Raw genomic sequence first — 25066 nt, 5'->3', positions numbered from 1 at the left:
AACCAACTAAACCCCGATCTTATCGGGGTTTTTGTATTTTTTATGATAATCAAATCAAATAATAAATTTCTAGATTTATCCACACCCCATGTAATGGGTATCCTAAATGTCACACCTGACTCGTTTTCTGATGGTGGGAAATATAACTCTCTCGAGCTTGCAGTTCAGCAAGCAAAGAAAATGGTAGAAGCAGGTGTCAGTATTATTGACATCGGTGGTGAATCCACTAGACCAGGTGCTCCAGATGTTGAGTTAGAAGAAGAGCTTGCGAGAGTGATTCCGGTTATTAAGGCTATCCGCTCACAGTCTGATGTGTGGATTTCCATTGATACCAGTAAAGCGGAAGTTATGCGCCAAGCTGTGCAGGCTGGAGCGGATATGATTAATGATGTTCGTGCTTTACAAGAACCAGGAGCATTGGAGGTTGCCGCTGAATCTGGCGTGGCAATATGTTTGATGCATATGCAAGGACAGCCACGCACTATGCAGGCTAACCCTCAATATCACAATTTATTCCAGGACATTACTAAGTTTTTACAGCAACGTGTGCAAGCGTGTCAGGAGATGGGAATTGATAGCAACCAATTAGTGCTTGACCCTGGTTTTGGATTTGGCAAGACTCTGGAGCATAACTACCATATATTGGCGCATCTTGAAAATCTTCATCAACTTGGTTTCCCTATTCTTGCAGGTATGTCGCGTAAATCCATGCTGTTTAAACCTCTTGATAAATCTCCAGTGGAATGCGTTGCTGCTAGTATTAGCTGCGCAACCATAGCGGCGATGAAAGGGGCACAAATCATTCGTGTTCACGACTTTGAACAAACGCTTGATGCAATGAAGATTGTTGAAATGGTAAAAGCCAATACTGATTTAAAATTTGGAAAGGAATAAACATGTCTGAGAAAAGACGTTATTTTGGTACTGATGGTGTTCGTGGTCATGTGGGGCAGTACCCAATTACCCCTGATTTTGTGTTGAAACTAGGCTGGGCAGCTGGACGAGTTTTAGCCAAGCAAGGTACAAAGAAAGTTATTATTGGCAAAGATACGAGAATATCTGGTTATATGCTTGAGTCTGCTCTTGAGGCAGGCCTTGCTGCTGCGGGGTTAAACGCGACGTTAACTGGGCCTATGCCAACGCCGGCTGTTGCTTACTTGACACAGACCTTTCGCGCTGAAGCCGGAATAGTGATTTCAGCATCTCATAATCCTTATTATGATAATGGGATTAAGTTTTTTTCTTCAGAAGGAACTAAGCTCCCAGATGATATTGAGCTTGCGATTGAAGCTGAATTAGATAAAGAAATAGAGTGTGTAGACTCTGCTTTACTAGGTAAAGCTGCGCGCCTCAACGACGCTGCGGGCCGCTATATTGAATTTTGTAAGAGTACTTTTCCTTCAGATTTAAGTCTTTCTGGGTTAAAAGTGGTTGTCGATTGTGCGCACGGAGCCACTTATCATATTGCTCCTTCTGTCTTTACTGAGTTAGGTGCTGAAGTTGTTGCTATGGGGATTGAACCTAATGGTACCAACATTAACCATCAGGTTGGAGCAACAGACGTAAAGGCTCTTCAAAAAAGAGTAGTCGAGGAGCAAGCCGATCTGGGTTTGGCATTTGATGGCGATGGTGACCGACTTATTATGGTTGATCATCAGGGCAATAAAGTCGATGGCGACCAAATCGCTTATATCATCGCTAAAGATGCGATGCGCCGTGGCGAGTTAAAAGGCGGAGTTGTCGGCACTTTAATGACGAATCTAGGCATGGAAAATGGCCTTAAAGAACTAGGTATTCCTTTTGTGCGCGCAGCCGTCGGCGATCGGTATGTCATGGAACAGCTGTTAGAGAAGGGCTGGCAGATTGGTGCGGAAAACTCTGGCCATATTATATTGCTTGATAAAGTCACAACAGGAGACGCAATTGTTGCTGCATTGCAAGTGCTGGCTTCAGTTGTTGATAGTGAAACCTCTCTTGAACAACTAACTCAGGGAATGACCCTATACCCTCAAGTACTAGAGAATGTGCGTTTTTCTGGAGATTCTAATCCTATGGAATCGATAGAAGTGAAGTCATCGGTTGAAGAAGTAGAAGCTAAACTTGGTAGTAAAGGGAGAGTTCTCTTGCGTAAATCAGGTACTGAACCTTTGATTCGAGTTATGGTTGAGGGAGAAGATGCAGCTTTGGTTCAAGCCTCCGCACTTAAAATAGCGGAAGCTGTTAAAGCCAGTTTTTAGAATAATGGCCCTTTAATAGGGCCTAAACCTTTCAGACTAGTCGTAAATTGCTATTATAAACTTCGGCTATTTTTAAGTGAGTTATGTATCGAGCCTATGCTGAGCAATCAAGATATTTATTTGCATGAAATGGGCATTCAGGCTTATGAAGTGCAAGATATTAATCTGCTACAAGGGTATAAAGCAAAGCCTATTAGCTTAGCAGAAACATGTAAGCTCTTGTTTGTATCTGATACTTATCCTATCGGAGATACTGCCGAGTTACTTGAAAAGGTCTTGAAAAGCATGGATCTTAGCACTGCTGAAGCTCTGCATATCTACCCACAATATCTCCCTCTTGTATTAAGCCAAACACAGGTTTGGACCTGGTTTGCAGGATGTCAGATAGATCCAAGCATCCAAGGTAAGGTCTTAAGCTCACCAAGCTTATCTTGCCTTAAAGGTAACTCTCAATATAGGCGAGAGTTATGGCAACAAATTTGTGAGAATCGATAATTATTATGTTGCTTAAGATTACGCCCCTCAAGCAAGTACATCTCGAAGAGGTTTTTGCTATTGAAACACAGGCTCATACTCATCCCTGGTCATTTAGTCTGCTTGAAAACATCAATGGACGAGGCGCTTGCCATAAAGTTTTGATCAATGAAGATGAAAAAGTTGTCGGGTATTTTTATGCGCAGAATATTCTTGGTGAGGTTACTCTTCTCAATATCGCAGTAGAACCGAAATTGCATGGGCATGGTTATGGTAAATTTCTAATTGAGTCATTCCTAGAAATGTGTTCAAGCGATAAAGTAGAGAGTGCGTGGCTAGAGGTTAGAGCAAGTAACCATAAAGCCTATAGATTGTATGATGCAGTAGGATTCAATGAAGTAGACAGAAGAAGAGATTACTACCCCACTGAAGATGGCAAAGAGGATGCCATCATCATGAGTTATCTTTTCTTGTAAAGTTTATTTGTGTACGGCTTTATCTATGGAAGATCCTTCAATAGGATAGAAGTTGGCTTCGAATCGAGAAGGCAATTCTGATGCAGGAAGGGGTTTGTCGAAGATATAACCCTGGAACTGGTCACAGCCTAAATCTCGCAAAATGTTAAGTTCAGCTACTTCTTCTACACCTTCAGCGATAACTTCTAAGTTCAATCTTTGTGCTGTCATAATGATGGTGTCTACAATAGCTTGATCGCTTTCATCTAAATGAACTTGAGTAACAAACGAGCGATCGATTTTAAGTACATCAGCTGCTAAGTGTTTTAGGTATCTCAGTGATGAATAGCCAGTCCCAAAGTCATCAATCGAGATTTTGAGATTGAATTCTTTCAACTTGCTCATTTTCTCTATTGCATCTTCTACATTTTCAAGCAGCAGGTTCTCTGTAATTTCTAGCTCAATATGATCACCGTTTACGCCTGCTTGAGCGAGTGCATCATGTATGTATTCTACAAAGCTATGCTGCGCAAATTGAAGTGGACTAATATTGATAGCGAGTCTTTTAAAGGTGTCCGGTAACACACCTTGTTTGAGCCAGACAGAATACTGGTGTAAAGCTTGTTCAATAATCCAGTTACCAATTTGCAATATTTGCCCTGTCTCCTCCGCAATGGGCATAAATACTCCGGGAGGAAGTAGGCCTTTTTCTGGGTGATTCCAGCGAATAAGAGCCTCGACCCCCACGATCTGCTGTTTGCCACTCACTTGCGGTTGATAATAAAGCTCTAGCTGGCCTTTATTGATCGCTTCATGAAGCCCTTTCTCTATTTCTAAGAAAGACTCGACTTGGGCTTGCATCTCTGGTTCATAAAACATGTATTTGTTTCTTCCCGCCACTTTTGCGCGGTATAGAGCGGTATCAGCTTGACGCAACACATCAATATTGGTGCTGTTGACTGATGGGAAAACAGATATCCCCACACTGGTGGTGCAATAAAGCAAGTGGTCATCTATTGAGTAGGGATTAGATATTAATGCGAGCAGCTGTTGAGCTGTTTCATGGGCTTTGTCTGGATGAATCGAAGGCATCAGAATTGCGAATTCATCACCACCAATGCGCGCAGCGGTATAATCATCTGCGAGCCAAGCTTGCATACGTTTTGCGATAGCTTTTATTAAGTGATCACCAATGGTATGTCCCAACGAGTCATTTATAGTCTTGAATCTGTCTAAATCAAGGTAAAACAGAACACCAGCCGTGTTGTCTTGTTGAGCTTTTTTGATGACGTCGTCAAGAGTTTGGAGCAACAAGCTTCGGTTTGCCAGTCCGGTTAAAGAATCGTAATAGGCTAATTGGTTTAGTTTTGCTTCCGCCGCTTCTCTGTCTTTCCATAAAGTATGGAAAGTGGTTGCCAATTGTCCTAGTTCATCATCTCGATGAAGATTAGGCATTGAAACTTCTGTTTCTTTGTTTTGTAGGGACCTAACCCACTCGATGAGTGTCACTAAAGGTTTGGACAGTTTTTGATAAAAAAACAGTAATAAAATTGTGGTAAGTAGAATGTTTCTGAAAAGGTCAAACAACAGTATTTGACTTGTCTTTGAGATAAACTTCTTAGCTATGCTAGCACCATTGACTGAGAAACTCAGTGTACCCACCACAACATGCGAGTTGGGTTGGTGAAGCTCTGTTTGGTACACAGGTGTGTTTGGCGTGAGATAATGTGACAGCGCTTCGGTGAAAGAGCTTTCCATCGCGATGCTTCTCTCTCGTTCAGTCAATACGTCGCCAAAATCATCGACAATAGCAACTTGATAGATTGCACTATCAGTCAACAAGCTTGACGCTACCTGCTCGGCCAGTAATTGGTTCAAATGATAGGCAGCTTGACTGGCATTGCTGTAGTTTTGTAAAAGCTTGAACTGGTAGTGTTCTTCTATCCGCTTCTGCTCCTGATGGAGGTCAACCAAAATTTGGTACAGGCTAAATATGATCCCCAGTATCACAGATACTAGGAAAACGGTTTTTGCTTGTCGGAATGCTAATGAATTTATTTTTTTGCTCGCAGGCATAATCGTAACTGGTTCCTTCTACTCCTTTAGTTATAGACCAAATTTATTGATATTTTAATTTGTAGTGCATTTCAAGCAGAATTATTTGTCTCGGTTGCTCCCAAAGCCAATATAAGCGAAAATACCACGCAAACAGAATCATTAAGCTAGTGAAAAAATCATGACTTACTCTGACGGCCACTAGCGCAAGTAATTTAAGAAGAATCTTTGATGTCAAATTCAGCTTTTTTGGGCGAAGTTTCCAAACGTAGGACGTTCGCTATTATTTCCCACCCCGATGCGGGTAAAACTACGATAACAGAGAAAGTTCTTCTGTTTGGACGTGCAATTCAAACTGCTGGTACGGTTAAAGGAAGAGGCTCTGCGCAACATGCCAAGTCAGATTGGATGGAAATGGAAAAGGAACGTGGAATTTCTGTCACTACTTCAGTTATGCAGTTTCCATACAATGATTGTCTTGTTAACCTGTTAGATACTCCAGGACACGAAGACTTCTCAGAAGACACTTATCGGACTTTGACAGCGGTTGACTCGTGCTTAATGGTGATCGATGCAGCTAAAGGTGTCGAAGATCGTACACGCAAGTTAATGGAAGTGACACGTCTTCGTGATACGCCGATTGTGACTTTTATGAACAAACTTGATCGCGATATTCGTGACCCTATGGAGCTTCTGGATGAAGTCGAAAGCGAGTTGAGTATTGCTTGTGCTCCTATTACTTGGCCAATTGGTTGCGGAAAAGAATTCAAAGGTGTTTATCACATACATCGCAATGAAACGATTCTGTATGCGACAGGCCAAGGACATACCATTCAAGATATGCGCACTGTTAAAGGCTTGGATAACCCGGAACTTGATGAGGCTGTTGGAAGTGAATTAGCCCAGCAATTACGTGAAGAACTAGAGTTGGTAATTGGTGCGTGCCCTGAGTTTGACCAAGAGCTTTTCTTGGCCGGAGAACTCACTCCTGTCTATTTTGGTACAGCACTAGGTAACTTTGGCGTTGACCATATGCTTGATGGCTTGACTAAATGGGCTCCAGCTCCGATGCCACGTCAGGCGAATGAGCGTCAGGTGGAAGCACATGAAGATAAGTTCTCTGGTTTTGTATTTAAAATCCAAGCGAATATGGATCCCAAGCATAGAGATAGAATTGCCTTCATGCGTATCGTGTCCGGAACTTATAAGCAAGGCATGAAGATGAATCATGTTCGTCTTGGTAAGCAAATCAATATATCCGATGCTGTGACCTTTATGGCTGGTGACCGTTCAAGGGCCGAAGATGCTTGCGCTGGAGATATTATAGGCTTGCACAACCACGGAACTATTCAAATTGGTGATACCTTTACCCAAGGAGAAGCTCTAAAGTTTTCCGGTATTCCTAATTTTGCTCCAGAGCTTTTCCGTCGTATTCGTCTCAAAGATCCACTCAAGCAGAAACAATTATTGAAAGGCTTAGTCCAGCTTTCAGAAGAAGGTGCGGTACAAGTATTTCGTCCGCTGCAAAATAACGATCTTATTGTTGGTGCGGTTGGTGTGCTGCAGTTTGATGTGGTCGTTGCTCGATTAAAAGCTGAATATAACGTAGAGGCTATTTATGAGAGTGTTAATGTAGCGACGGCGCGCTGGGTAGAGTGTGCAGATGGTAAAAAGCTTGATGAATTCCAGCGTAAGAACCAAGTCAACTTAGCACTTGATGGCGGTGATAATCTTACCTACATCGCACCGACTATGGTTAACCTCAACCTAGCAAAAGAGCGCTTCCCTGATGTCGATTTCAGAGCGACTCGTGAGCATTAATAATATTAATGTTTGAGCTTAATTAACAATAAAGGGCTAGCACTTAATGGCTGGCCCTTTATTGTATCTATGATAGTTATTTTTTCTTCTTAGTGGTTTTTTTCTTATTTTTGGACTGTGCGGATTTTTTTTCGTCCTTTTTCTTTTTCTTGAATACAGGTTTTTTATGCTTTGGGCGAAGTTCTTTAATAAACCGCTCTTTAATCTCTTCTTTTACGTAACGAGCAACACGTTCCATCATAGGTTGATCATGGGCTTCAATCAGTGAGATAGCATTGCCTTTTTTCCCTGCGCGAGCAGTCCGGCCAATCCGATGCAAGTATACATCTGCACTGCGAGGCATGTCATAGTTGATGACATGGCTTATATCTGGTAGGTCAATGCCGCGAGCCGCTACATCTGTCGCAATAAGTATGTTGACTGTCCCATCTCGAAAGCGAGCAATCGCATTGTTGCGCCTATCTTGTGGCATTTCACCTTGAATCCAAGCACATGGAATCTGTGCTCTTTCTAACTCTGAACGCAGCTCTGCTAGACGATCGCGAGTTTTCACAAAGATGATGGTGCGTTCAGCTTGTTCTGTAAGTATGTTTTTGAGTAGGGCAAGTTTATGAGCTAAGTCATCTGCTCTGTGATACCACTGAGATATTTTTTTTCTCTCTCTGCGTGACGGCTCTGCATCGATATGAGCGGGATCTTTCAATAAGTCAGCAGTGAAACCTTCTACACCTTTTCCTTCCAATGTTGCAGAGAACAGCAGAGTTTGCTTACGCCAGCGGCATTCTGACGATAAACGGTCAACCGTTGGGCCAAAGCCCATGTCTAGCATACGGTCTGCTTCGTCCAAAATGAGCCATTCTATCGCTCGGCAGTCAAAACGTTCAGCTTCGATGTATTCCATTAGCCTGCCCGGAGTTGCCACCACAATATCTTGTGTTGTTGAAAGGATATCCGCATGCTCTTGATATTGGACGCCACCAGTAATGGTAAAAATATTCAAGTTGGTATGTTTGGCCAAAGCTCTCGCTTGCTCGGCTACTTGCATGGCCAATTCGCGTGTTGGTGTTAGGATCAATATACGTGCGGGGCCTGGCTTTCGGCGAGGGAAGTCTTGTAGATACTGAAGTGCTGGAAGAACAAAAGCGGCCGTCTTACCCGTGCCTGTAGGGGCTGATGCGAGAATGTCTTTGCCATCCAAAGCTTGCGGAATAGATTCAGCCTGAATTTGAGTTGGGCGGCTAAAGCCCATTTCTTCTATTGCGATGAGCAGGTTCGGGTCCAGCTCTAGTTCAGCAAAATGTTTGATCACTCTGGTATCTCCACAAACAGGTAAGTGAGAACAATAAATTGAGGACAGGTATTATAGAGGCTTCGGTGATAAGGATCACATCTTAATTTTTACATCTTGAGGTAAAAGTCTTTGGTTAGAGCGATAAAGTCTTCTGTGTAGGTATTATTTTCTTGAATAATAATTTTTTGATACTCGGCTTCGACTTCATGTGGGGTGAGTTGTATCAAAAGTCTACTAGTAGCTTTGCTGCCTGTAGGTTTAACTTCACATAGTTTCGATAGATACCAACCAAGTGTTTTGGCTTGTTCAATGAATTTTATTCCTTCTACTTCCGGGAGAATAAAACATGCTTTACCATCTTCAGTGATTAAGCGTAAAGCGATTTTCAGAAGATCTTCATGCTCAAGTGTCAAAGTGTGTCTTGCTATTGCTCTCGCCTTTATCAGAGCTGCTTCTCCATTGTTAAAATAGGGTGGGTTGCATATCACAGTGTCATACTTGTATTTAAAGGGAAAGGTTAGCACGTCACCTTGTTGCAAACAGATACGAGTATGCCATGGAGAAGCAAAGAAATTATTTTTGGCGATAAGACAAGCTTGTTCGTCAATTTCAATTGCGTCAATCAAGCAATGATGGTTTCTCTGGGCACACATTAAAGCTAACAATCCAGTTCCTGTTCCTATGTCTAGAATTCTTTTTGAGCTATGAATATCACTCCATGCACCCAACAGGACACCATCTGTACTGACTGGCATACCTACGCGCCCACTGTTCACTTTAAACTGTTTAAAGGCAAAACTTTTGGTCCTAGTATCACTTTTTTTCATTGTTTACAGCCATAAATCAAGAAGGTTTGTTTCTGATTTGTTTAAAATTTGTATTTATTGTGTTAGGTTTGTTTTTGTGTGTGAGCGAAATTATTATCTTATTTTTATTTGAATCCTAGTCAATAATACTATCAATTGACCTTTTCTATAAATTTATATGGCGTTCTTTAAGCTAGGGTTGCGGATAAGAGAGTGTTTCGTCATTATTCGCCTCCAAATTTATAGACTGAGTCGCCTACTTGGACAGCTCAGCATACACAACATCAATCTCAGATAGTTAAAGGGTCTCTTGTGAATCAGACTTTAAAATTAACAGATATTATCGCGTTAGGCTTTATGCTTTTCGCTTTCTTCTTAGGCGCTGGCAATATTATTTTCCCTCCACTAGCTGGTCAGTTAGCGGGTGAAAATATCATGCCTGCAATGATAGGTTTTCTCGTAACTGCAGTAGGTCTTCCTCTAATTACAATCGTTGCTATTGCAGTATCTGGTGGCTCATGGGAGCACCTTACTAAAGATTTACCTAAACGCTCTGCAACCTTAATGGCCGTATTAATCTTTATTATTATTGGCCCAGCTTTTGCGGCGCCTAGAACTGGGCTTGTTGCTTATGAAATGGCGGTTAAGCCATTTTTTATAGAAGCAACAGATGCGCACCTTGCGCTCTTTTCTGTGCTGTTTTTTACCATCGCAATGTTTTTTGCGTGGTCTCAGGGTAAATTAATTGATGTGATAGGTAAGGTTTTAACACCTGCCTTATTTATCGGATTGATTATTCTGGCATTTGCGGTGTTCTATGACCCTCAGGGTTCAATGCTATTTGCTCAAGATGAATACCTAAGCCATCCAATGCAAAAAGGCTTTCTTGATGGTTACAACACCATGGACACCTTTGGCTCGCTGATGTTTGGTGTCTTGATTGTTGATGCACTTCGTAAAAAAGGTATTACAGAACAAAAAGCAACAGCTCGATATTTGATTAGCGCGGCTTGTATAGCAGCCGTCGGACTCGCTTTTGTTTACATTTCGCTTTTCTATTTAGGAGCGACGAGTTCTGCGATTGCATCTGGTGCCGATAATGGTGGTGTGATCCTTAGTTTGTATGTTCAGTCTCTATTTGGTTCATACGGCCAAACTGTGCTGTCTGTTATCGTATTGCTTGCCTGTTTGACAACCGCGATAGGCCTTATTTCTGCCTGTTCTGATTACTTTAGTTCTTTGACTTCAATATCATATAAAAATTGGGTCATCATAATCGGCGTGGCTTGTGCTGTGGTCGCCAATGTTGGCTTGTCACAATTAATTGCACTGTCAGTACCTGTGCTTTTCGCTCTTTATCCTGTAGCGATTGCACTTGTAGGGCTTACATTTATTCGCAAATTTTTACCGAATCCTAAGTTAGCATATAGAGTTGTGCTCAGTGTATCGCTTATCTTTGCATTGATTGATGCAGCAAAAGTGGCTGGTGTTGATGTATCTGCTTTGAGCATACTGCCTATGTTTGATATTGGTATGGGCTGGTTACTGCCAACTCTTGCTGCCATGCTATGCATGTTCTTTATTGGTAAGGCTGAGCAGCCAAGCTTCAACAAAGAAGCAGCATAACTTCGCTTACCTTTACAGGTTCACATCCCTCTGTTTGGCCTAGTTCATCAGAGGGATTTTTGTATCCTGATTCGTGATTCACTTCTAAAAAAAATCTGTATATTCATCACACTTTTCAGTACAATCTTTCGGTTAAATTCTACTCATAAATGTTGAGCAAGCATGTTTGAAATCAATCCAATTAAAAATCGCCTTAAGGACGTGTCTGAGCGCACGAGTGTCCTGAGGGGGTATCTTTGACTATGACGCTAAACAAGAGCGTTTAGAAGAAGTCAACGCAGAACTAGAACAGCCAGATGTGTGGAACGAACCTGAGCGTGCGCAAGCCTTGGGTAAAGAGCGTTCTGCCCTAGAAGCGGTTGTGGCAACGATTGACCAACTTGAGCAAGGTGTGGAGGATGTGGATGGTCTTCTCGAGCTTGCCGTTGAAGAAGAAGACCAAGAAACCTTCGATGAAATTGAACCAGAGCTTGCTGAGCTTGAAGCTAAGTTAGAAAAGCTGGAGTTTCGTCGTATGTTCTCTGGCGATCATGATGAATCAGACTGTTATATTGACTTACAGTCGGGATCGGGTGGTACAGAAGCGCAAGATTGGACATCGATGATGCTGCGTATGTACTTGCGTTGGGCTGAAGCAAAAGGCTTTAAGACTGAAGTAATCGAAGTCTCTGAAGGTGAGGTTGCTGGTCTTAAAGGTGCTACGGTTAAAATTTCCGGTGAATATGCTTACGGTTGGCTACGTACCGAAACAGGTGTTCATCGTTTGGTTCGTAAATCGCCATTTGACTCTAGTGGACGTCGTCATACATCGTTTGCTTCTGCGTTTATCTACCCAGAGATTGATGACAACATTGATATCGACATTAACCCTTCTGATCTACGTATTGACGTATACCGAGCATCAGGGGCTGGTGGTCAGCACGTCAACACGACGGAATCTGCGGTACGTATTACGCACGTCCCAACCAATACAGTGGTTCAGTGTCAAAATGATCGTTCTCAGCACAAGAACAAAGATCAGGCGATGAAACAGCTTCGTGCCAAGTTATTTGAATTAGAGATTCAAAAGCAAAATGCCGAGAAGCAAGCCAATGAAGATGCGAAGTCAGACATAGGTTGGGGGAGCCAGATTCGTTCATACGTACTGGATGACTCACGCATCAAAGATTTGCGTACTAGCGTTGAAAACCGCAACACTCAAGCGGTTCTTGACGGCGACCTAGACAAATTTATCGAAGCTAGCCTGAAATCAGGCCTGTAAGCTTTTCACCGAAAAACTATTTTCATAAAGAAAGACAGGATACATCAAAAATGACTGATGCTGTTCAAAACGACAATGCACAAGAAGAGAATAAGCTGATTGCTGAGCGCCGCGCTAAGCTGGATCACATCCGTCAGAGCTGCAAAGCAAACGGTCACCCAAATGACTTTCGTCGTGAGCACCTTGCTGGCGACCTGCAAGCGGAATTCGGTGAAAAGACAAAAGAAGAGCTAGAAGAGCTAAACCATGTCGTGGCGATCGCTGGTCGTGTCATGGCTAAACGTGGTCCATTCCTAGCGATTCAAGAAACCTCTGGTCGTATCCAAGCCTATGCAGCAAAAGATGTACAAAAAGAGCTGAAAGAGAAATATCAAGGTTTAGATATTGGCGACATTATAGGAGTGAAAGGCGCACTTCATAAGTCAGGTAAAGGCGACTTATATGTGAACATGGAGTCTTACGAGTTGCTTACGAAAGCACTTCGTCCACTTCCAGAGAAATTCCACGGCTTGACTGACCAAGAGATGCGTTACCGTCAGCGCTATGTAGACTTGATCGTTAATGAAGATTCTCGTAATGCGTTTATTGTTCGCTCAAAGCTAGTCTCATCTATCCGCAATTTCATGAGTTCAAAAGGCTATCTGGAAGTTGAAACGCCTATGATGCACGTGATCCCTGGTGGTGCAACGGCTCGTCCATTTATTACTCACCACAACGCACTTGACATCGACATGTACCTACGTGTTGCTCCAGAGCTTTACCTGAAGCGTCTAGTAGTCGGTGGTTTTGACCGCGTGTTTGAGATCAACCGTAACTTCCGCAACGAAGGTCTATCACCACGTCACAACCCAGAATTCACAATGATGGAGTTCTACCAAGCATACTCTGACTACAAAGACCTAATGGATCTGACCGAAGAGATGCTTAGTACAGTTGCAATGGACGTTCTAGGCTCAACGTCTATGCCCTACGGTGATGAAACCGTAGAGTTTGGCGGTAAGTACGCTCGCATGAGCATGTTTGAGGCAATCAAACACTACAACCCAGAGCACGCTGAGATCCAAGCACTAACAGAACAAGACCTTACTAACCGTGACAAGATGGTTGCTATCGCAAAATCGGTACATGTGGAAGTCGAAACGTTTTGGACATGTGGTCAGCTTCTAGAAGAGATCTTTGGTGAGACTGCTGAACCTCAGCTAATTCAACCAACCTTTATCACTGGTTACCCAGCGGATATTTCTCCTCTTGCTCGTCGCAGCGATGACAACCCATTCTTCACCGACCGTTTTGAGTTTTTCATCGGTGGGCGTGAGGTAGCGAATGGCTTCTCAGAGCTTAATGATGCTGAAGATCAAGATGCTCGCTTCAAAGCACAGGTTGATGCCAAAGATGCAGGCGATGATGAGGCGATGTACTATGACGCAGATTACATTACTGCTTTAGAGCACGGTTTGCCACCGACTGCTGGGCAAGGTATTGGCATTGATCGCCTCGCTATGCTGTTTACCAATACACACACAATTCGAGATGTCATTTTGTTCCCCGCGATGCGTCCTCAATCGCAGTAAACTTAATCCATATATCGACTAATATATTCACAAGGCCGCTACAAGTCGGCCTTTTTTGATATTTAAATTAGGCGACTTATCAATGCTTTCATCGGCCTATCCTTCTGTGTTGGGTAAAAATTTGCTCTACTTTATATTTCGGTGAAGGGTGAAAGAAGTGAAAGCCTTGGATAGAGTTGCAGTTTAAGTTTGAGACTAATGCTGCTTGTTGCTTTGTCTCGACCCCTTCAGCAACAACATTAAGATCGAGAGATTGACCCAGTTTGATGATGTTTTCTATCACCGTCTTTTGTTTGGGTATAGATTTTATGTCTTTTATAAAGGTTCGGTCTATCTTGAGCTCATCAACAGGAAAGCGTGCGAGATAGGACAGTGAAGAGTAACCCGTACCAAAGTCATCGATAGACAAAGTAAACCCCAACTGCTTGATTGCATTAAGCGTTTCCAGTGTGTGTTCACTGTTGCCCATGAATGTACTTTCTGTTAACTCAAAAGTTATAGCTCGTGGGTTGATTCCAGTACGTTGCAAAAGCTTGTTGATGTAGGTTATTAGGTTTGGGTTACAAAATTGTTCGGCAGATAGGTTGACGGCAATTTGGCCAGGTAGGATACCTCGTTGGTCCCATTGCTTAACGGTATCGAAGACTTCTTGCATCACAACTTGACCTAGACTTTCTATTAACCCTGAACGTTCCGCTATTGGAATAAAGGAGCTTGGACTGATGTAGCCCTCAATGGGATGCTTCCAACGTAACAAAGCCTCTGCGCCATTAATATCGTGGCTTTGGGCATTAACTTTGGGTTGATACCAAACCTCTAGGCCATCTTGTTTTAAAGCCTTTTCCAATTCAATTTCTAACCAAAGTCGCATGCGAGCATTTTTGTTCATTGATTGATTAAACTTGACTGAGCGGCGTCTGCCTCGTTCTTTGGCTTCGTACATGGCGATGTCAGCATTTTGAACCAAAAGTTGTGCATTATTACCATCTTTGGGATAGGTGACGCTGCCAATAGAGCAAGATAACCCTTTACTGAAGTGATGTAGATCAAAAGGTGCGCTCATAAGTGAAATAATACGTTTGGCCCAAACATCAGCAGAGCACGTATTACATTGGTTAGGAATTAGGATGCCAAACTCATCACCGCCGAAATGCCCTAACGAAGCATGATGAGGTAAAAATTCAATAAGGCGAGCTGATGCTTCAGCTAATACCTTGTCACCAATATGGTGACCCAAGGAACTATTAATGCTTTTGAAATTATCAATATCGAGATAGAGGAGTAACAGAGGAATCTTGTCATTGATAAGTTGGTTGATAATTTGGGTGAACTCTAACCGAGTCAGGGTGTTACAGTGTAGGTGCTCTAAAGTGGTATTCGAAAGCAAAGTGTTAGAGGTTATCTTTTTCAACCAGTATTGCAGTTGTTGCGACAGCATCAAGGGTTTTACCGACTCTCCTGAGAGTAATATAGGCTATAGATTAGGCATAATGCCAGACTATAACCTGGTGAATGTTCGACCAATAGGATTGAAAATGAAGGTCATCTGGAAAACTATATCAATTAGATCATGACCATATTCCTTTATTTACAAACTACCGGATTACTAGTTTGATTAACAAGAGCTTACATATATAGATGTATGCTTGTGTGTCGTTTTTGAGATATTCAATCCAGTTATTACTGTTTTTTGACTAAATAATGTTTCAAAATTTTTTCGTGAACAGTTGGAGTGAGATGAACGAATGAAAAATGTTTAACTCGTTGCAAACTTTTTTGATTCGTGTGGCGCATTGTGAGGATTCGCGGGTACAATGAATCATACGTAAAGAGAGGTGGTTAATGCTTATTCGAACTGAAGCACCGGCAGATATTTTGACCGTTGATACATTGATTAAGTCAGCTTTTGACACCGAGTCTGAAGCAAATCTTGTTATGAGGCTCAGAGAAAATGGTCGTAGAACATTATCGCTTGTTGTGAGTAATGATGAGGGCGAAATTATAGGTTATGTGATGTTTAGCCCTGTGACATTAAATGGCGAAGATTTGAATTGGCAAGGACTTGCTCCATTAGCTATTCATGAAGAATACCGATGCCAAGGGCTGGCTGCTGAGCTTGTTAAAGAAGGCTTAGCTTCTCTTAAAGAGTTTGGCTATCCCGTGTGCGTTGTACTTGGTGATCCAAACTATTATTCGCGTTTTGGGTTTGAAGCAAGCGAAAAATATGGGTTTTCTTGTCAGTGGGATGTCCCTAGTGGTGCATTTCAAGTATTAGAGCTTAGCGACAACGAGTTTGCTAATCGCTCGGGAAGGATTGAATACAGCTCTGAGTTTTCAGAGCTTTAGTTCAAAACTTGGGCCGAAGAATAAGAAACACTCTTTTTGTCCTTTTTTTGAACGCTTGACGTCTCTTATATGATTTTTTTTTAAATTCTGCTTGTCAGCGTAATAACCTTTCGTTAGTATTGCTCGGCCTTCAATAAGGGGGGCGCTAGCCTTGTTCAGAAAGTGATTTCGAGCGGCGCTGGCTCAACAATTTGGAACATAGGTGGAAGCAATGTTTACAGTTCTACTTGTGATTTACCTGTTGGCAGCGATTGGTGTGATCGGACTAGTACTGATTCAACAAGGTAAAGGCGCAGATATGGGAGCCTCATTCGGTGCAGGCGCATCAAACACAGTGTTTGGCGCAAGCGGCTCAGGAAATTTCCTAACCCGAATGACTGCAATTTTTGCAACAGTATTTTTTGCACTCAGCTTAACGCTAGGTAACATGTCAACACACAAAACTGAATCTCAGTGGGTTGACCCGACTCAAGGTCAAGTTATTCAGCAAGCTGATGATGCAGCGAGCGAAGTTCCAGCACCAACAGGTGATGAAATTCCTCAATAAGCTAAAGATTTAGCTGCCGAGATGGTGAAATTGGTAGACACGCTAGCATGAGGTGCTAGTGCCTTAGGTGTGAGGGTTCGAGTCCCTCTCTCGGCACCATTTTTACAAACTTGTAAAACAACTTAGAGAGCGTATAATGCTCGACAAGTCGGACGCGGGGTGGAGCAGCTTGGTAGCTCGTCGGGCTCATAACCCGAAGGTCGTCGGTTCAAATCCGGCCCCCGCAACCAATCCTTATGGAGTGGGCAAGTTTGCACAGTAACAGTTTAGTTTCTGTGGTTAGGCGAAAAGTATTGCCTAACATATAAGGGTCCAGCATAAAAAACCCCGACTAATCGGGGTTTTTTGTTATCTAAATATCCGAGTTTGGGGTAGTTAGAAGTTGCTTGGAATTTAAATTGGGCTATAAGCCCTTTTTTTGTTTCTGGAGTGGTTTAAATGACTGGTTTAGAAAGACAACTTACTGAAATGCTTGAAGCTCCAGTTGTGGCATTAGGCTATGAGTTAGTTGGATTAGAGTTTATTCGCGCAGGCGAGCACTCAACGTTACGTATCTTTATTGACCATGAAAATGGCATTACAGTGGATGATTGTGCAGAAGTAAGCCGTCAGGTCAGCGCAGTTATGGACGTCGAAGATCCAATCACAGTGGCTTACAACCTCGAAGTGTCTTCTCCAGGTTTAGAGAGACCACTTTTCAAAGCAGCACATTATGAACAATTTATTGGTCACGAGGTCAGCATTGTTTTGAAAATGGCTGTGGGTAATCGTCGTAAATGGAAAGGTACTATCCATTCTGTCGATGGTGAAACAGTCGTAGTTAATATTGACGGCAATGAAGAAGAGTTTGCTTTGAGCAATATTTCAAAAGCTAACCTGATCCCTAAATTTTAATCAAGGTCTTAGAGGCTATTTAAAATGAGTAAAGAAATTTTAGCGGTAGCAGAAGCGGTATCGAATGAAAAAGGGGTACCTCGTGAACGTATTTTTGAAGCGCTAGAGATTGCTTTAGCGACATCTACCAAGAAAAAGCACGAAATCGAAATTGATGTGCGTGTAGAAATTGACCGTAAAACTGGCGAATTTGATACATTCCGCCGTTGGCTCGTGGTTGAAGAAGTAGAAAATCCAACTAAGGAAATTTCTCTAGAAGCGGCTCAGTATGAAGACGACTCAATTGAACTTGGTGCTTTTGTAGAAGATGAGATCGAGTCAGTTACTTTTGACCGAATCACTACTCAAACCGCAAAGCAAGTTATTGTACAGAAAGTACGTGAAGCAGAGCGTGCACAAATTGTAGAACAGTTCATCGATAACGAAGGTGAGCTGGTAACTGGTGTAGTTAAAAAGGTAAACCGAGACACCATTATTCTTGATTTGGGCAATAATGCTGAAGCGGTAATCCTGCGTGATGACCAACTTCCGCGCGAGAACCATCGTCCAGGTGACCGTGTTCGTGGGTTATTGTACCGTGTTGCGCCTGATGCCCGTGGCTTCCAGCTATTTATCACTCGCTCAAAACCAGAAATGCTTGCAGAGCTTTTCCGCGTTGAAGTGCCTGAAATTGCTGAAGAGATTATCGAGCTTAAAGGTGCAGCTCGCGATCCAGGCTCTCGCGCAAAGATAGCGGTTAAGACCAATGACAAACGTATCGACCCAGTGGGTGCTTGTGTAGGTATGCGTGGTGCTCGCGTTCAAGCCGTATCAGGTGAGCTTGGTGGAGAGCGTATTGATATTGTGCTTTGGGACGACAATCCAGCACAATTCGTTATTAATGCAATGGCACCTGCAGATGTTGCTTCGATCATTGTTGATGAAGACGCTCATGCTATGGACATTGCCGTTGAAGCCGATAACTTGGCACAAGCGATTGGTCGTAACGGTCAGAATGTACGTTTGGCATCTCAGCTTACTGGTTGGGAGCTGAATGTGATGACAGTTGAAGACTTGCATAAGAAACACACAGAAGAATCTCAGGCAGCGATTGAGAACTTCATGAAGTACCTCGATATTGAAGAAGACTTTGCTCAATTGCTGGTTGAAGAGGGTTTCTCTTCACTGGAAGAAGTAGCTTATGTTCCAGTCAACGAGTTGTTGGAAGTTGATGGTTTGGATGAAGACTTGGTAGAAGAACTGCGTAATCGAGCTAAAGATGCTCTGACTACCTTGGCTCTTGCCCAAGAGGAATCTTTTGATGGTTTAGAACCCGCTGAAGACTTGCTAGCGTTGGAAGGTTTAGAGCGTGAGCTTGCTTTCAAACTTGCAGCAAAAGGAGTGGTGACACTTGAAGATCTTGCTGACCAAGGTATTGACGATCTCGAAGGTGTAGAAGGTCTTACCGAAGAACGTGCTGGTGAGCTTATCATGGCAGCACGTAATATTTGTTGGTTCGGTGAAGAAGAATAATTTCAGCAAGGAGGAAGCGCATGACACAAATTACTGTTAAAGCTCTGAGTGAAGAGATCGGCACACCAGTTGATCGCTTATTGGAGCAACTTGCTGATGCTGGTATGGCAAAGGCAAGCGCAGACCAGGTGAGTGAAGAAGAAAAACAAAAGCTTCTTACCCACCTTAAAAAAGAGCATGGTGACACTTCTGGCGAAGCCGAACCGACTCGTTTGACTCTACAAAGAAAAACTCGCAGCACCCTTAGTGTGAATGCAGGTGGAGGCAAGAGTAAAGATGTTCAAATCGAAGTTCGCAAGAAACGAACTTATGTGAAGCGCAGCATTATCGAAGACGACGCAAATCGCGAAGCTGAGGAAGCAGCAAAGCGTGAAGCCGAAGAGCTTGCGAAGCGTGAGGCTGAAGAAGCAGCAAAACGTGAAGCTGCAGAGAAAGCAAAGCGCGAGGCTGAAGAAAAAGCGAAACGAGAAGCGGATGCAAAACGTGAAGCTGAAGAAAAAGCCAAACGCGTACAAGCTGATAAGGCTAAAAAAGACATGAATGCAAAAAGTGCCGAATTGACCGCGCAAGCGAAAAAAGAAGCAGACGATCTAAAACGTCGTCAAGAAGAAGAAGCTCAGCGTAAAGCAGAGCAAGAAGCGGCAAAATTAGTCGAAGAAGCTCGTAAACTGGCTGAAGAAAATGAAGCACGTTGGAGCGAAGAAGAACAAAAGAAAAAAGAACTAGAAAATTCTGATTACCACGTGACAACCTCGTCTTACGCACGTGAAGCTGAAGATGCTGCTGACCGTCGTGAAGAGGGTGGTCGTCGTAAGAAGAAGAAAAAAGCTTCTGGTTCTAGTAATGAAGAACAAAGCCGTAATAGTCGCAGCCCACGTGGCGGCAAAGGTCGTAATAAAGGCAAACTGGCTAAACCTGCTTCAATGCAGCAGGGCTTTGATAAAACAGCGACTGTTGCGAAGGCGGATGTTGTTATCGGTGAGACGATTGTTGTTTCTGAGCTGGCAAGCAAAATGTCAGTGAAAGGCACTGAAGTCATCAAAGTAATGATGAAAATGGGTGCGATGGCAACGATTAACCAAGTGATTGACCAAGAAACTGCACAGCTTGTTGCAGAAGAAATGGGCCATAAAGTTATTCTGCGTAAAGAGAATGAACTTGAAGAAGCCGTTCTATCTGATCGTGATAGCAATGCAGAAGCGGTTCCTCGTGCTCCTGTTGTCACTATTATGGGGCACGTAGACCATGGTAAAACGTCCACACTTGACTATATCCGTAAGGCTCACGTTGCTTCAGGTGAAGCTGGTGGTATTACTCAGCATATTGGTGCGTACCACGTTGAAACTGACAACGGTATGATCACTTTCCTTGATACTCCTGGACACGCAGCGTTTACTGCAATGCGTGCTCGTGGTGCTCAAGCTACTGATATCGTTGTACTTGTTGTGGCAGCAGATGATGGTGTGATGCCGCAAACTATCGAAGCGATTCAGCACGCTAAAGCTGCTGGTGTACCTTTGATTGTTGCTGTTAACAAAATTGATAAAGAAGATGCTAACCCAGACAATGTTAAGAATGAGCTTTCTCAGTATGACGTGATCCCTGAAGAGTGGGGTGGTGAGAACATGTTTGTTCACATCTCAGCTAAACAGGGCACTAATATTGAAGGCTTACTTGAAACTATTTTGCTTCAGTCAGAAGTTCTTGAACTGACTGCTGTGGAAGAAGGCATGGCTTCTGGTGTTGTTGTTGAGTCCCGCCTAGATAAAGGACGCGGTCCAGTAGCAACGGTTCTTGTACAGTCTGGTACTTTGAACAAAGGTGATATCCTTCTTTGTGGTCAAGAGTATGGCCGTGTTCGTGCAATGCGCGATGAAAATGGTAAAGAGATCTTCACAGCAGGTCCTTCTATTCCGGTCGAAATCATCGGCTTGTCTGGTGTTCCTGCATCAGGTGATGAAGCAACGGTTGTACGTGATGAGCGTAAAGCTCGTGAAGTTGCAAACTACCGTCAAGGTAAGTTCCGTGATGTTAAACTCGCTCGCCAGCAGAAAGCTAAGCTTGAGAATATGTTCTCTAATATGGCGGCAGGTGAAGTTGCTGAACTTAACGTTGTACTTAAAGCGGACGTTCAAGGCTCTGTTGAAGCCATTGCTGATTCACTACTGAAACTTTCTACTGATGAAGTGAAAGTAAACATTGTTGGTTCTGGTGTCGGTGGAATCACTGAAACTGACGCAGTTCTAGCGGCTGCTTCTAATGCAATTATTCTTGGCTTTAACGTACGTGCCGATGCAACAGCACGTCGCGCAGTGGAAACTGAAAACCTAGACTTGCGTTACTACTCAATCATTTATCAATTGATTGATGAAGTGAAACAGGCTATGGGTGGTATGTTAGCGCCTGAATTTAAGCAAGAAATCATTGGTCTTGCTGAAGTACGTGATGTGTTTAAGTCGCCTAAGCTTGGTGCAATTGCTGGCTGTATGGTGACTGAAGGCCTTATAAAACGTAACAACCCAATCCGTGTTCTACGTGATAATGTTGTTATCTATGAGGGCGAGCTTGAATCACTTCGTCGCTTTAAAGATGATGTTCAAGAAGTTAAGAGCGGCTACGAATGTGGTATCGGCGTTAAGAACTATAATGATGTTCGCGTTGGTGACCAAATTGAAGTATTCGAAATCGTTGAAGTAAAACGTACTCTTGATTAATTGACTAAGAAGCTTTGAAAAATAAGCGGTAATTGGTTGTTGAATACGCCATGGGGGGCTGGTTATAACCATCCCCCCATTCTTTCTAATAAGAGAAAAGATATGTCAAAAGAATTTAGTCGTACGCAGCGTGTCGCACAGCAGCTGCAGAAAGAACTAGCGATGATCTTACAAAGAGAAGTCCGTGACTCACGTTTAGGTATGGTTACGATTTCTGATGTGGAAGTATCACGTGATCTTGCCTACGCAAAAGTATTTGTAACCTTCTTGTGCGTGGGTGAACAAACACCTGAGTCATGTTTGACGGCATTGCGTGAGCATGAGGTTCATATTCGTATGATGCTGGGCAAACGCATTCGCTTGCGCTTAACCCCAGAAATTCGTTTCCACTATGATAATACGCTTGTCGAGGGTATGCGTATGTCAAACTTGGTCAGCGAAGTCATTAGTGAAGACAAACGCAAGCAGAAAGATGCGGGTCGCGAAGATAGTAATCCAGAAGAGGGGACGGCTTAATGGGGCGTCGTCGTAAAGGCCGGCCAATCAATGGTGTCGTCCTTTTGGATAAACCTACTGGCATTTCATCTAATGACGCACTGCAGAAAGTAAAGCGTATCTATTTTGCAGAAAAAGCCGGTCATACGGGAGCTTTGGATCCTCTGGCAACGGGTATGTTACCTATTTGCTTGGGTGAGGCGACTAAGTTTTCTCAGTTTTTGCTCGATTCTGATAAACGTTATCGAGTTATTGCTAAGCTTGGTCAACGTACAGATACTTCAGATTCAGACGGTGAGGTTGTCGAAACTCGCCCTGTTAATGTTTCTCACGAGACATTAGAAGCCTGCATTGATGAGTTTCGTGGTGAATCCGATCAAATTCCTTCGATGTTTTCAGCATTAAAATACCAAGGTAAGCCATTATACGAATATGCACGACAAGGTATAGAAGTACCGCGTGAGGCTCGTAAAATAAAGGTATACGAAATTCTGCTTCATCGCTTTGAAGGCAGTGAAGTTGAAATGGAAGTGCACTGTTCGAAAGGCACTTATATCCGTACGATAGTGGATGATCTTGGTGAGATGCTTGGCTGTGGCGCGCACGTTACTATGCTTCGTCGAACGGGTGTTGCTAATTATCCATACGACAAAATGGTGACACTAGAGCAGCTTAATGAGCTGCTGGATCAAGCGCATCGTGATGAAGTGGCTCCTAAAGAGCTTCTCGATCCTTTGCTTTTGCCTATGGATACGGCAGTGGAAGATTTGCCTGAGGTGAATTTGAACGCTGAATTGACCAACTTAGTTCAGCACGGTATGCCTGTTCAGGTTTTTGGGGTACCTGATGCTCCAGCTCTGCGAATGACATCGGGTGAAGAACGCACTTTCATCGGTGTTGCTGAGCTTAATGATGATGGCAAGGTTGCGCCCAAAAGATTGGTCGTATTTCGTGATGAAGTGAACTAATTCACCATAGAATATCTGAGCCGAAGCTAAAATGCTTCGGCTTTTTATATGTATTTATTGAATGAGCTTCTCTGCTTGAAGCTGTTTTCTTAGCTGCTCTGCTCGCTTTCTGTTAACGCCAAAGTCTGAATAACCTATTCGTGACTCTGAGCGCACGAGCAAAACATTACCATCTATTCGTAACTCCAAGTCATCGACAAAACGCATGATCTTTGACGTGCATTCGATACGTAAATAATCGTCTCTCTTTTCAGCAAGTTTTGCTCCAGGTAACTCTAGAGCGGCTTGCTCAATCACATTTATATTGGCCTGCTCTGTCAAAATGAAGGGCTCTATATTGTGCTCGCCTCTGGAGTCTTGCGTAGATACACAATTAGGTTTATCACCGCAAGGCAGTAACGTTCTGTCAGTCATTGTTTGAACTCCTTGGCTACAAGCCGAAAGCATCAGTAGTGATAAAATCAAAAAGGCGGCTCTTATCATTCGAATCGTCCTAACTAGATAAGGTTTTAGTCATGACTATAAAAAAGGGTTGACGCAAATAGGTCAACCCCTTTTATACGTTTATGCTAAGTTATACATCGAGATAATCAAGAATGCCTTGCGCTGCTTTGCGGCCTTCATCGATAGCAGTGACCACAAGATCAGAGCCTCGCACTGCATCACCGCCTGCAAAAATTTTTTCATTTGTGGTTTGATATTGAAACTCTTGGTCTTTAGAGGCTTTGATACGCCCCCATTGATCAAGCTCAACTTCAAAGGGTGTTAACCACTCCATTTTATGTGGCTGAAAACCAAAGGCCATGATAACAGCGTCTGCAGGCAATATATGCTCAGAGCCTTCAATAGGTTCTGGTCTTCGTCGGCCTGCATCGTCTGCGATGCCCAGCTGAGTTTTAACCACTTTAACCCCAGAAACCTTACCAGAAGCATCAACCTCTATACCAAGAGGCTGAAGATTAAACTGAAATTTAACGCCTTCTTCTTTGGCATTTTTAACTTCGCGTCTTGAGCCTGGCATGTTTTGCTCATCTCGCCGATAGGCACAAGTGACACTCGATGCTCCTTGTCTGATGGATGTACGGACGCAATCCATTGCTGTATCACCACCGCCTAGCACGACTACTTTCTTTCCTGCCATATCGATAAAAGATGGGCTGTTTTCAAGCTCCATCACTTTGTAAGTGTTCGAAATTAGGAAAGGTAGAGCGTCGTATACGCCTTGAGCTTCTTCATTATCAAGACCGGCTCGCATACTTTTATAGGTACCAACACCGAGGAAAACAGCATCATAATCCGCCAGTAATTGCTCCATTTTGATGTCTTGCCCAACCTCTACATTAAGGCGAAACTCAACCCCCATGTCAGAAAAAATTTGGCGGCGATTTTCCATTACGCCTTTTTCCAGCTTAAACGAAGGAATACCAAAAGTGAGTAGGCCTCCTATCTCTGGGTAGCGGTCAAACACTACAGGTTTTACGCCATTACGAACGAGAATGTCGGCAGCGGCAAGTCCAGCAGGTCCAGCGCCAATGATAGCCACTTTTTTATCTGTCCATTCGACTTGTGACATATCAGGCTTCCAGCCCATTTCAAATGCCTTGTCGGTAATATACTTTTCAATATTTCCTATTGTGACCGCGCCAAAGTCATCATTTAGGGTGCAAGAACCTTCGCACAGGCGGTCTTGTGGGCATACTCGGCCACAGACCTCTGGTAAACTATTGGTTTGATGTGATAGCTCAGCGGCTTCTATAATTCGCCCTTCATTGGCAAGTTTTAACCACTGCGGTATGTAATTGTGTACTGGACACTTCCATTCGCAGTAAGGGTTACCGCAATCTAAGCATCGATCTGCTTGTGCGGTTGCTTGCTGTTTCGTGAAAGGTTCATAGATTTCTACGAACTCTATTTTTCTCACTTTAAGCGACTTTTTTGCAGGATCTACACGGTTTACGTCAATAAATTGGTATACGTTCTGGCTCATGATTCA

At 43.1% G+C, this 25066-nt stretch carries 20 protein-coding genes, 2 tRNA genes and 1 pseudogene; 17 read left to right on the top strand and 6 right to left on the bottom strand.

Going from position 1 to position 25066, the window contains the following annotated elements:
* Nucleotides 1-42 precede the first annotated feature (42 nt).
* From folP to rimI, 4 genes are all read left to right on the top strand, one after another.
* Nucleotides 43-894: a dihydropteroate synthase gene (folP, locus tag MHN79_RS04760; protein WP_239171921.1), complete on the top strand. Its 852-nt coding sequence runs from the start codon at nucleotides 43-45 to the stop codon at nucleotides 892-894.
* A gap of 2 nt (nucleotides 895-896) precedes the next feature.
* On the top strand, nucleotides 897-2237 hold the full coding sequence (gene glmM, locus MHN79_RS04755; RefSeq protein WP_239171920.1) for a phosphoglucosamine mutase: 1341 nt from the start codon (nucleotides 897-899) through the stop codon (nucleotides 2235-2237).
* Between the two features lie 96 nt (nucleotides 2238-2333).
* Complete coding sequence (locus MHN79_RS04750; protein WP_239171919.1) at nucleotides 2334-2732, top strand: DNA polymerase III subunit psi; 399 nt, start codon at nucleotides 2334-2336, stop codon at nucleotides 2730-2732.
* 5 nt (nucleotides 2733-2737) lie between these two features.
* A complete protein-coding gene (gene rimI, locus MHN79_RS04745; RefSeq protein WP_239171918.1) occupies nucleotides 2738-3187 on the top strand; it encodes a ribosomal protein S18-alanine N-acetyltransferase in 450 nt (149 codons plus the stop codon).
* A gap of 3 nt (nucleotides 3188-3190) precedes the next feature.
* On the opposite strand, the gene MHN79_RS04740 is transcribed toward rimI, so the two are convergent.
* Nucleotides 3191-5242 carry an EAL domain-containing protein gene (locus tag MHN79_RS04740; protein WP_239171917.1) on the bottom strand — a complete coding sequence of 684 codons (2052 nt, stop codon included), beginning with the start codon at nucleotides 5240-5242 and terminating at the stop codon, nucleotides 3191-3193.
* Nucleotides 5243-5452: 210 nt separating this feature from the next.
* On the opposite strand from MHN79_RS04740, the gene prfC reads away from it, so the two are divergent.
* A complete protein-coding gene (gene prfC / locus MHN79_RS04735) occupies nucleotides 5453-7042 on the top strand; it encodes a peptide chain release factor 3 (RefSeq protein ID WP_239171916.1) in 1590 nt (529 codons plus the stop codon).
* 76 nt (nucleotides 7043-7118) lie between these two features.
* Here the strand turns inward: prfC and srmB are convergent, their stop codons facing one another.
* Nucleotides 7119-8351 (bottom strand): ATP-dependent RNA helicase SrmB, encoded by a 1233-nt coding sequence (gene srmB, locus MHN79_RS04730; RefSeq protein ID WP_239171915.1) that lies wholly within the window; start codon nucleotides 8349-8351, stop codon nucleotides 7119-7121.
* Nucleotides 8352-8440: 89 nt separating this feature from the next.
* Complete coding sequence (locus MHN79_RS04725) at nucleotides 8441-9160, bottom strand: methyltransferase (protein ID WP_239171914.1); 720 nt, start codon at nucleotides 9158-9160, stop codon at nucleotides 8441-8443.
* A 291-nt stretch (nucleotides 9161-9451) separates the two neighbouring features.
* On the opposite strand from MHN79_RS04725, the gene brnQ reads away from it, so the two are divergent.
* From brnQ to lysS, 3 genes are all read left to right on the top strand, one after another.
* Entirely contained in the window at nucleotides 9452-10765 is a 1314-nt protein-coding gene (brnQ, locus tag MHN79_RS04720; protein ID WP_239171913.1) for a branched-chain amino acid transport system II carrier protein, read from the top strand.
* Nucleotides 10766-10927: 162 nt separating this feature from the next.
* Nucleotides 10928-12026, top strand: a protein-coding gene (prfB, locus tag MHN79_RS04715) for a peptide chain release factor 2 (protein ID WP_114785032.1) whose coding sequence is annotated in 2 segments (ribosomal slippage) — nucleotides 10928-11002 and nucleotides 11004-12026 — 1098 coding nt in all. Because the reading frame shifts where the segments join, the coding sequence is not laid out codon by codon here.
* A 50-nt stretch (nucleotides 12027-12076) separates the two neighbouring features.
* Nucleotides 12077-13597: a lysine--tRNA ligase gene (gene lysS / locus MHN79_RS04710; RefSeq protein ID WP_160929329.1), complete on the top strand. Its 1521-nt coding sequence runs from the start codon at nucleotides 12077-12079 to the stop codon at nucleotides 13595-13597.
* An 88-nt stretch (nucleotides 13598-13685) separates the two neighbouring features.
* Here lysS and MHN79_RS04705 read toward each other — a convergent pair.
* Nucleotides 13686-14981 (bottom strand): annotated as a pseudogene (locus MHN79_RS04705) (EAL domain-containing protein); the annotation flags it as partial.
* 458 nt (nucleotides 14982-15439) lie between these two features.
* Here MHN79_RS04705 and MHN79_RS04700 point away from each other — a divergent pair.
* From MHN79_RS04700 to truB, 9 genes are all read left to right on the top strand, one after another.
* A complete protein-coding gene (locus MHN79_RS04700) occupies nucleotides 15440-15943 on the top strand; it encodes an N-acetyltransferase (protein ID WP_239171912.1) in 504 nt (167 codons plus the stop codon).
* A gap of 211 nt (nucleotides 15944-16154) precedes the next feature.
* A complete protein-coding gene (gene secG / locus MHN79_RS04695) occupies nucleotides 16155-16490 on the top strand; it encodes a preprotein translocase subunit SecG (RefSeq protein WP_114785257.1) in 336 nt (111 codons plus the stop codon).
* A 15-nt stretch (nucleotides 16491-16505) separates the two neighbouring features.
* Nucleotides 16506-16589 (top strand) — tRNA-Leu (locus tag MHN79_RS04690).
* Between the two features lie 54 nt (nucleotides 16590-16643).
* A tRNA-Met gene (locus MHN79_RS04685) sits at nucleotides 16644-16720 on the top strand.
* A 208-nt stretch (nucleotides 16721-16928) separates the two neighbouring features.
* Entirely contained in the window at nucleotides 16929-17384 is a 456-nt protein-coding gene (rimP, locus tag MHN79_RS04680) for a ribosome maturation factor RimP (RefSeq protein WP_160929335.1), read from the top strand.
* A gap of 24 nt (nucleotides 17385-17408) precedes the next feature.
* Nucleotides 17409-18896: a transcription termination factor NusA gene (nusA, locus tag MHN79_RS04675; RefSeq protein ID WP_239171911.1), complete on the top strand. Its 1488-nt coding sequence runs from the start codon at nucleotides 17409-17411 to the stop codon at nucleotides 18894-18896.
* 20 nt (nucleotides 18897-18916) lie between these two features.
* Nucleotides 18917-21610 (top strand): translation initiation factor IF-2, encoded by a 2694-nt coding sequence (gene infB, locus MHN79_RS04670; RefSeq protein WP_239171910.1) that lies wholly within the window; start codon nucleotides 18917-18919, stop codon nucleotides 21608-21610.
* A 102-nt stretch (nucleotides 21611-21712) separates the two neighbouring features.
* Nucleotides 21713-22126 carry a 30S ribosome-binding factor RbfA gene (rbfA, locus tag MHN79_RS04665; protein WP_152431185.1) on the top strand — a complete coding sequence of 138 codons (414 nt, stop codon included), beginning with the start codon at nucleotides 21713-21715 and terminating at the stop codon, nucleotides 22124-22126.
* Nucleotides 22126-23073: a tRNA pseudouridine(55) synthase TruB gene (gene truB, locus MHN79_RS04660; RefSeq protein ID WP_239171909.1), complete on the top strand. Its 948-nt coding sequence runs from the start codon at nucleotides 22126-22128 to the stop codon at nucleotides 23071-23073. Before rbfA ends, truB begins: the two co-directional genes overlap by 1 nt.
* Before the next feature lie 54 nt (nucleotides 23074-23127).
* Here the strand turns inward: truB and MHN79_RS04655 are convergent, their stop codons facing one another.
* Nucleotides 23128-23556, bottom strand: coding sequence for a DUF1499 domain-containing protein (locus MHN79_RS04655; RefSeq protein ID WP_239171908.1), 429 nt, complete (start codon nucleotides 23554-23556; stop codon nucleotides 23128-23130).
* A 91-nt stretch (nucleotides 23557-23647) separates the two neighbouring features.
* Entirely contained in the window at nucleotides 23648-25060 is a 1413-nt protein-coding gene (locus MHN79_RS04650) for an FAD-dependent oxidoreductase (protein ID WP_239171907.1), read from the bottom strand.
* Nucleotides 25061-25066 lie beyond the last annotated feature (6 nt).

Origin of the sequence: Vibrio sp. Of14-4, from assembly GCF_022347625.1 — a bacterium.
In the GTDB taxonomy this organism is placed as follows: Bacteria; Pseudomonadota; Gammaproteobacteria; order Enterobacterales; family Vibrionaceae; genus Vibrio; species Vibrio pristinus.
The sequence above is the reverse complement of the archived record's forward strand: the minus strand, read 5'-3'. Positions and strand labels throughout refer to the sequence as shown.

Coding starts and splice junctions, on each gene's coding strand:
- MHN79_RS04740 (WP_239171917.1), bottom strand. CDS start 5,242: ATGCCTGCGAGCAAAAAAATAAATTCATTAGCATTCCGACAAGCAAAA.
- rimI (WP_239171918.1), top strand. CDS start 2,738: ATGTTGCTTAAGATTACGCCCCTCAAGCAAGTACATCTCGAAGAGGTT.
- secG (WP_114785257.1), top strand. CDS start 16,155: ATGTTTACAGTTCTACTTGTGATTTACCTGTTGGCAGCGATTGGTGTG.
- truB (WP_239171909.1), top strand. CDS start 22,126: ATGGGGCGTCGTCGTAAAGGCCGGCCAATCAATGGTGTCGTCCTTTTG.
- rimP (WP_160929335.1), top strand. CDS start 16,929: ATGACTGGTTTAGAAAGACAACTTACTGAAATGCTTGAAGCTCCAGTT.
- lysS (WP_160929329.1), top strand. CDS start 12,077: ATGACTGATGCTGTTCAAAACGACAATGCACAAGAAGAGAATAAGCTG.
- folP (WP_239171921.1), top strand. CDS start 43: ATGATAATCAAATCAAATAATAAATTTCTAGATTTATCCACACCCCAT.
- MHN79_RS04750 (WP_239171919.1), top strand. CDS start 2,334: ATGCTGAGCAATCAAGATATTTATTTGCATGAAATGGGCATTCAGGCT.
- prfC (WP_239171916.1), top strand. CDS start 5,453: ATGTCAAATTCAGCTTTTTTGGGCGAAGTTTCCAAACGTAGGACGTTC.
- MHN79_RS04725 (WP_239171914.1), bottom strand. CDS start 9,160: ATGAAAAAAAGTGATACTAGGACCAAAAGTTTTGCCTTTAAACAGTTT.
- infB (WP_239171910.1), top strand. CDS start 18,917: ATGACACAAATTACTGTTAAAGCTCTGAGTGAAGAGATCGGCACACCA.
- nusA (WP_239171911.1), top strand. CDS start 17,409: ATGAGTAAAGAAATTTTAGCGGTAGCAGAAGCGGTATCGAATGAAAAA.
- MHN79_RS04650 (WP_239171907.1), bottom strand. CDS start 25,060: ATGAGCCAGAACGTATACCAATTTATTGACGTAAACCGTGTAGATCCT.
- glmM (WP_239171920.1), top strand. CDS start 897: ATGTCTGAGAAAAGACGTTATTTTGGTACTGATGGTGTTCGTGGTCAT.
- rbfA (WP_152431185.1), top strand. CDS start 21,713: ATGTCAAAAGAATTTAGTCGTACGCAGCGTGTCGCACAGCAGCTGCAG.
- MHN79_RS04700 (WP_239171912.1), top strand. CDS start 15,440: ATGCTTATTCGAACTGAAGCACCGGCAGATATTTTGACCGTTGATACA.
- MHN79_RS04655 (WP_239171908.1), bottom strand. CDS start 23,556: ATGATAAGAGCCGCCTTTTTGATTTTATCACTACTGATGCTTTCGGCT.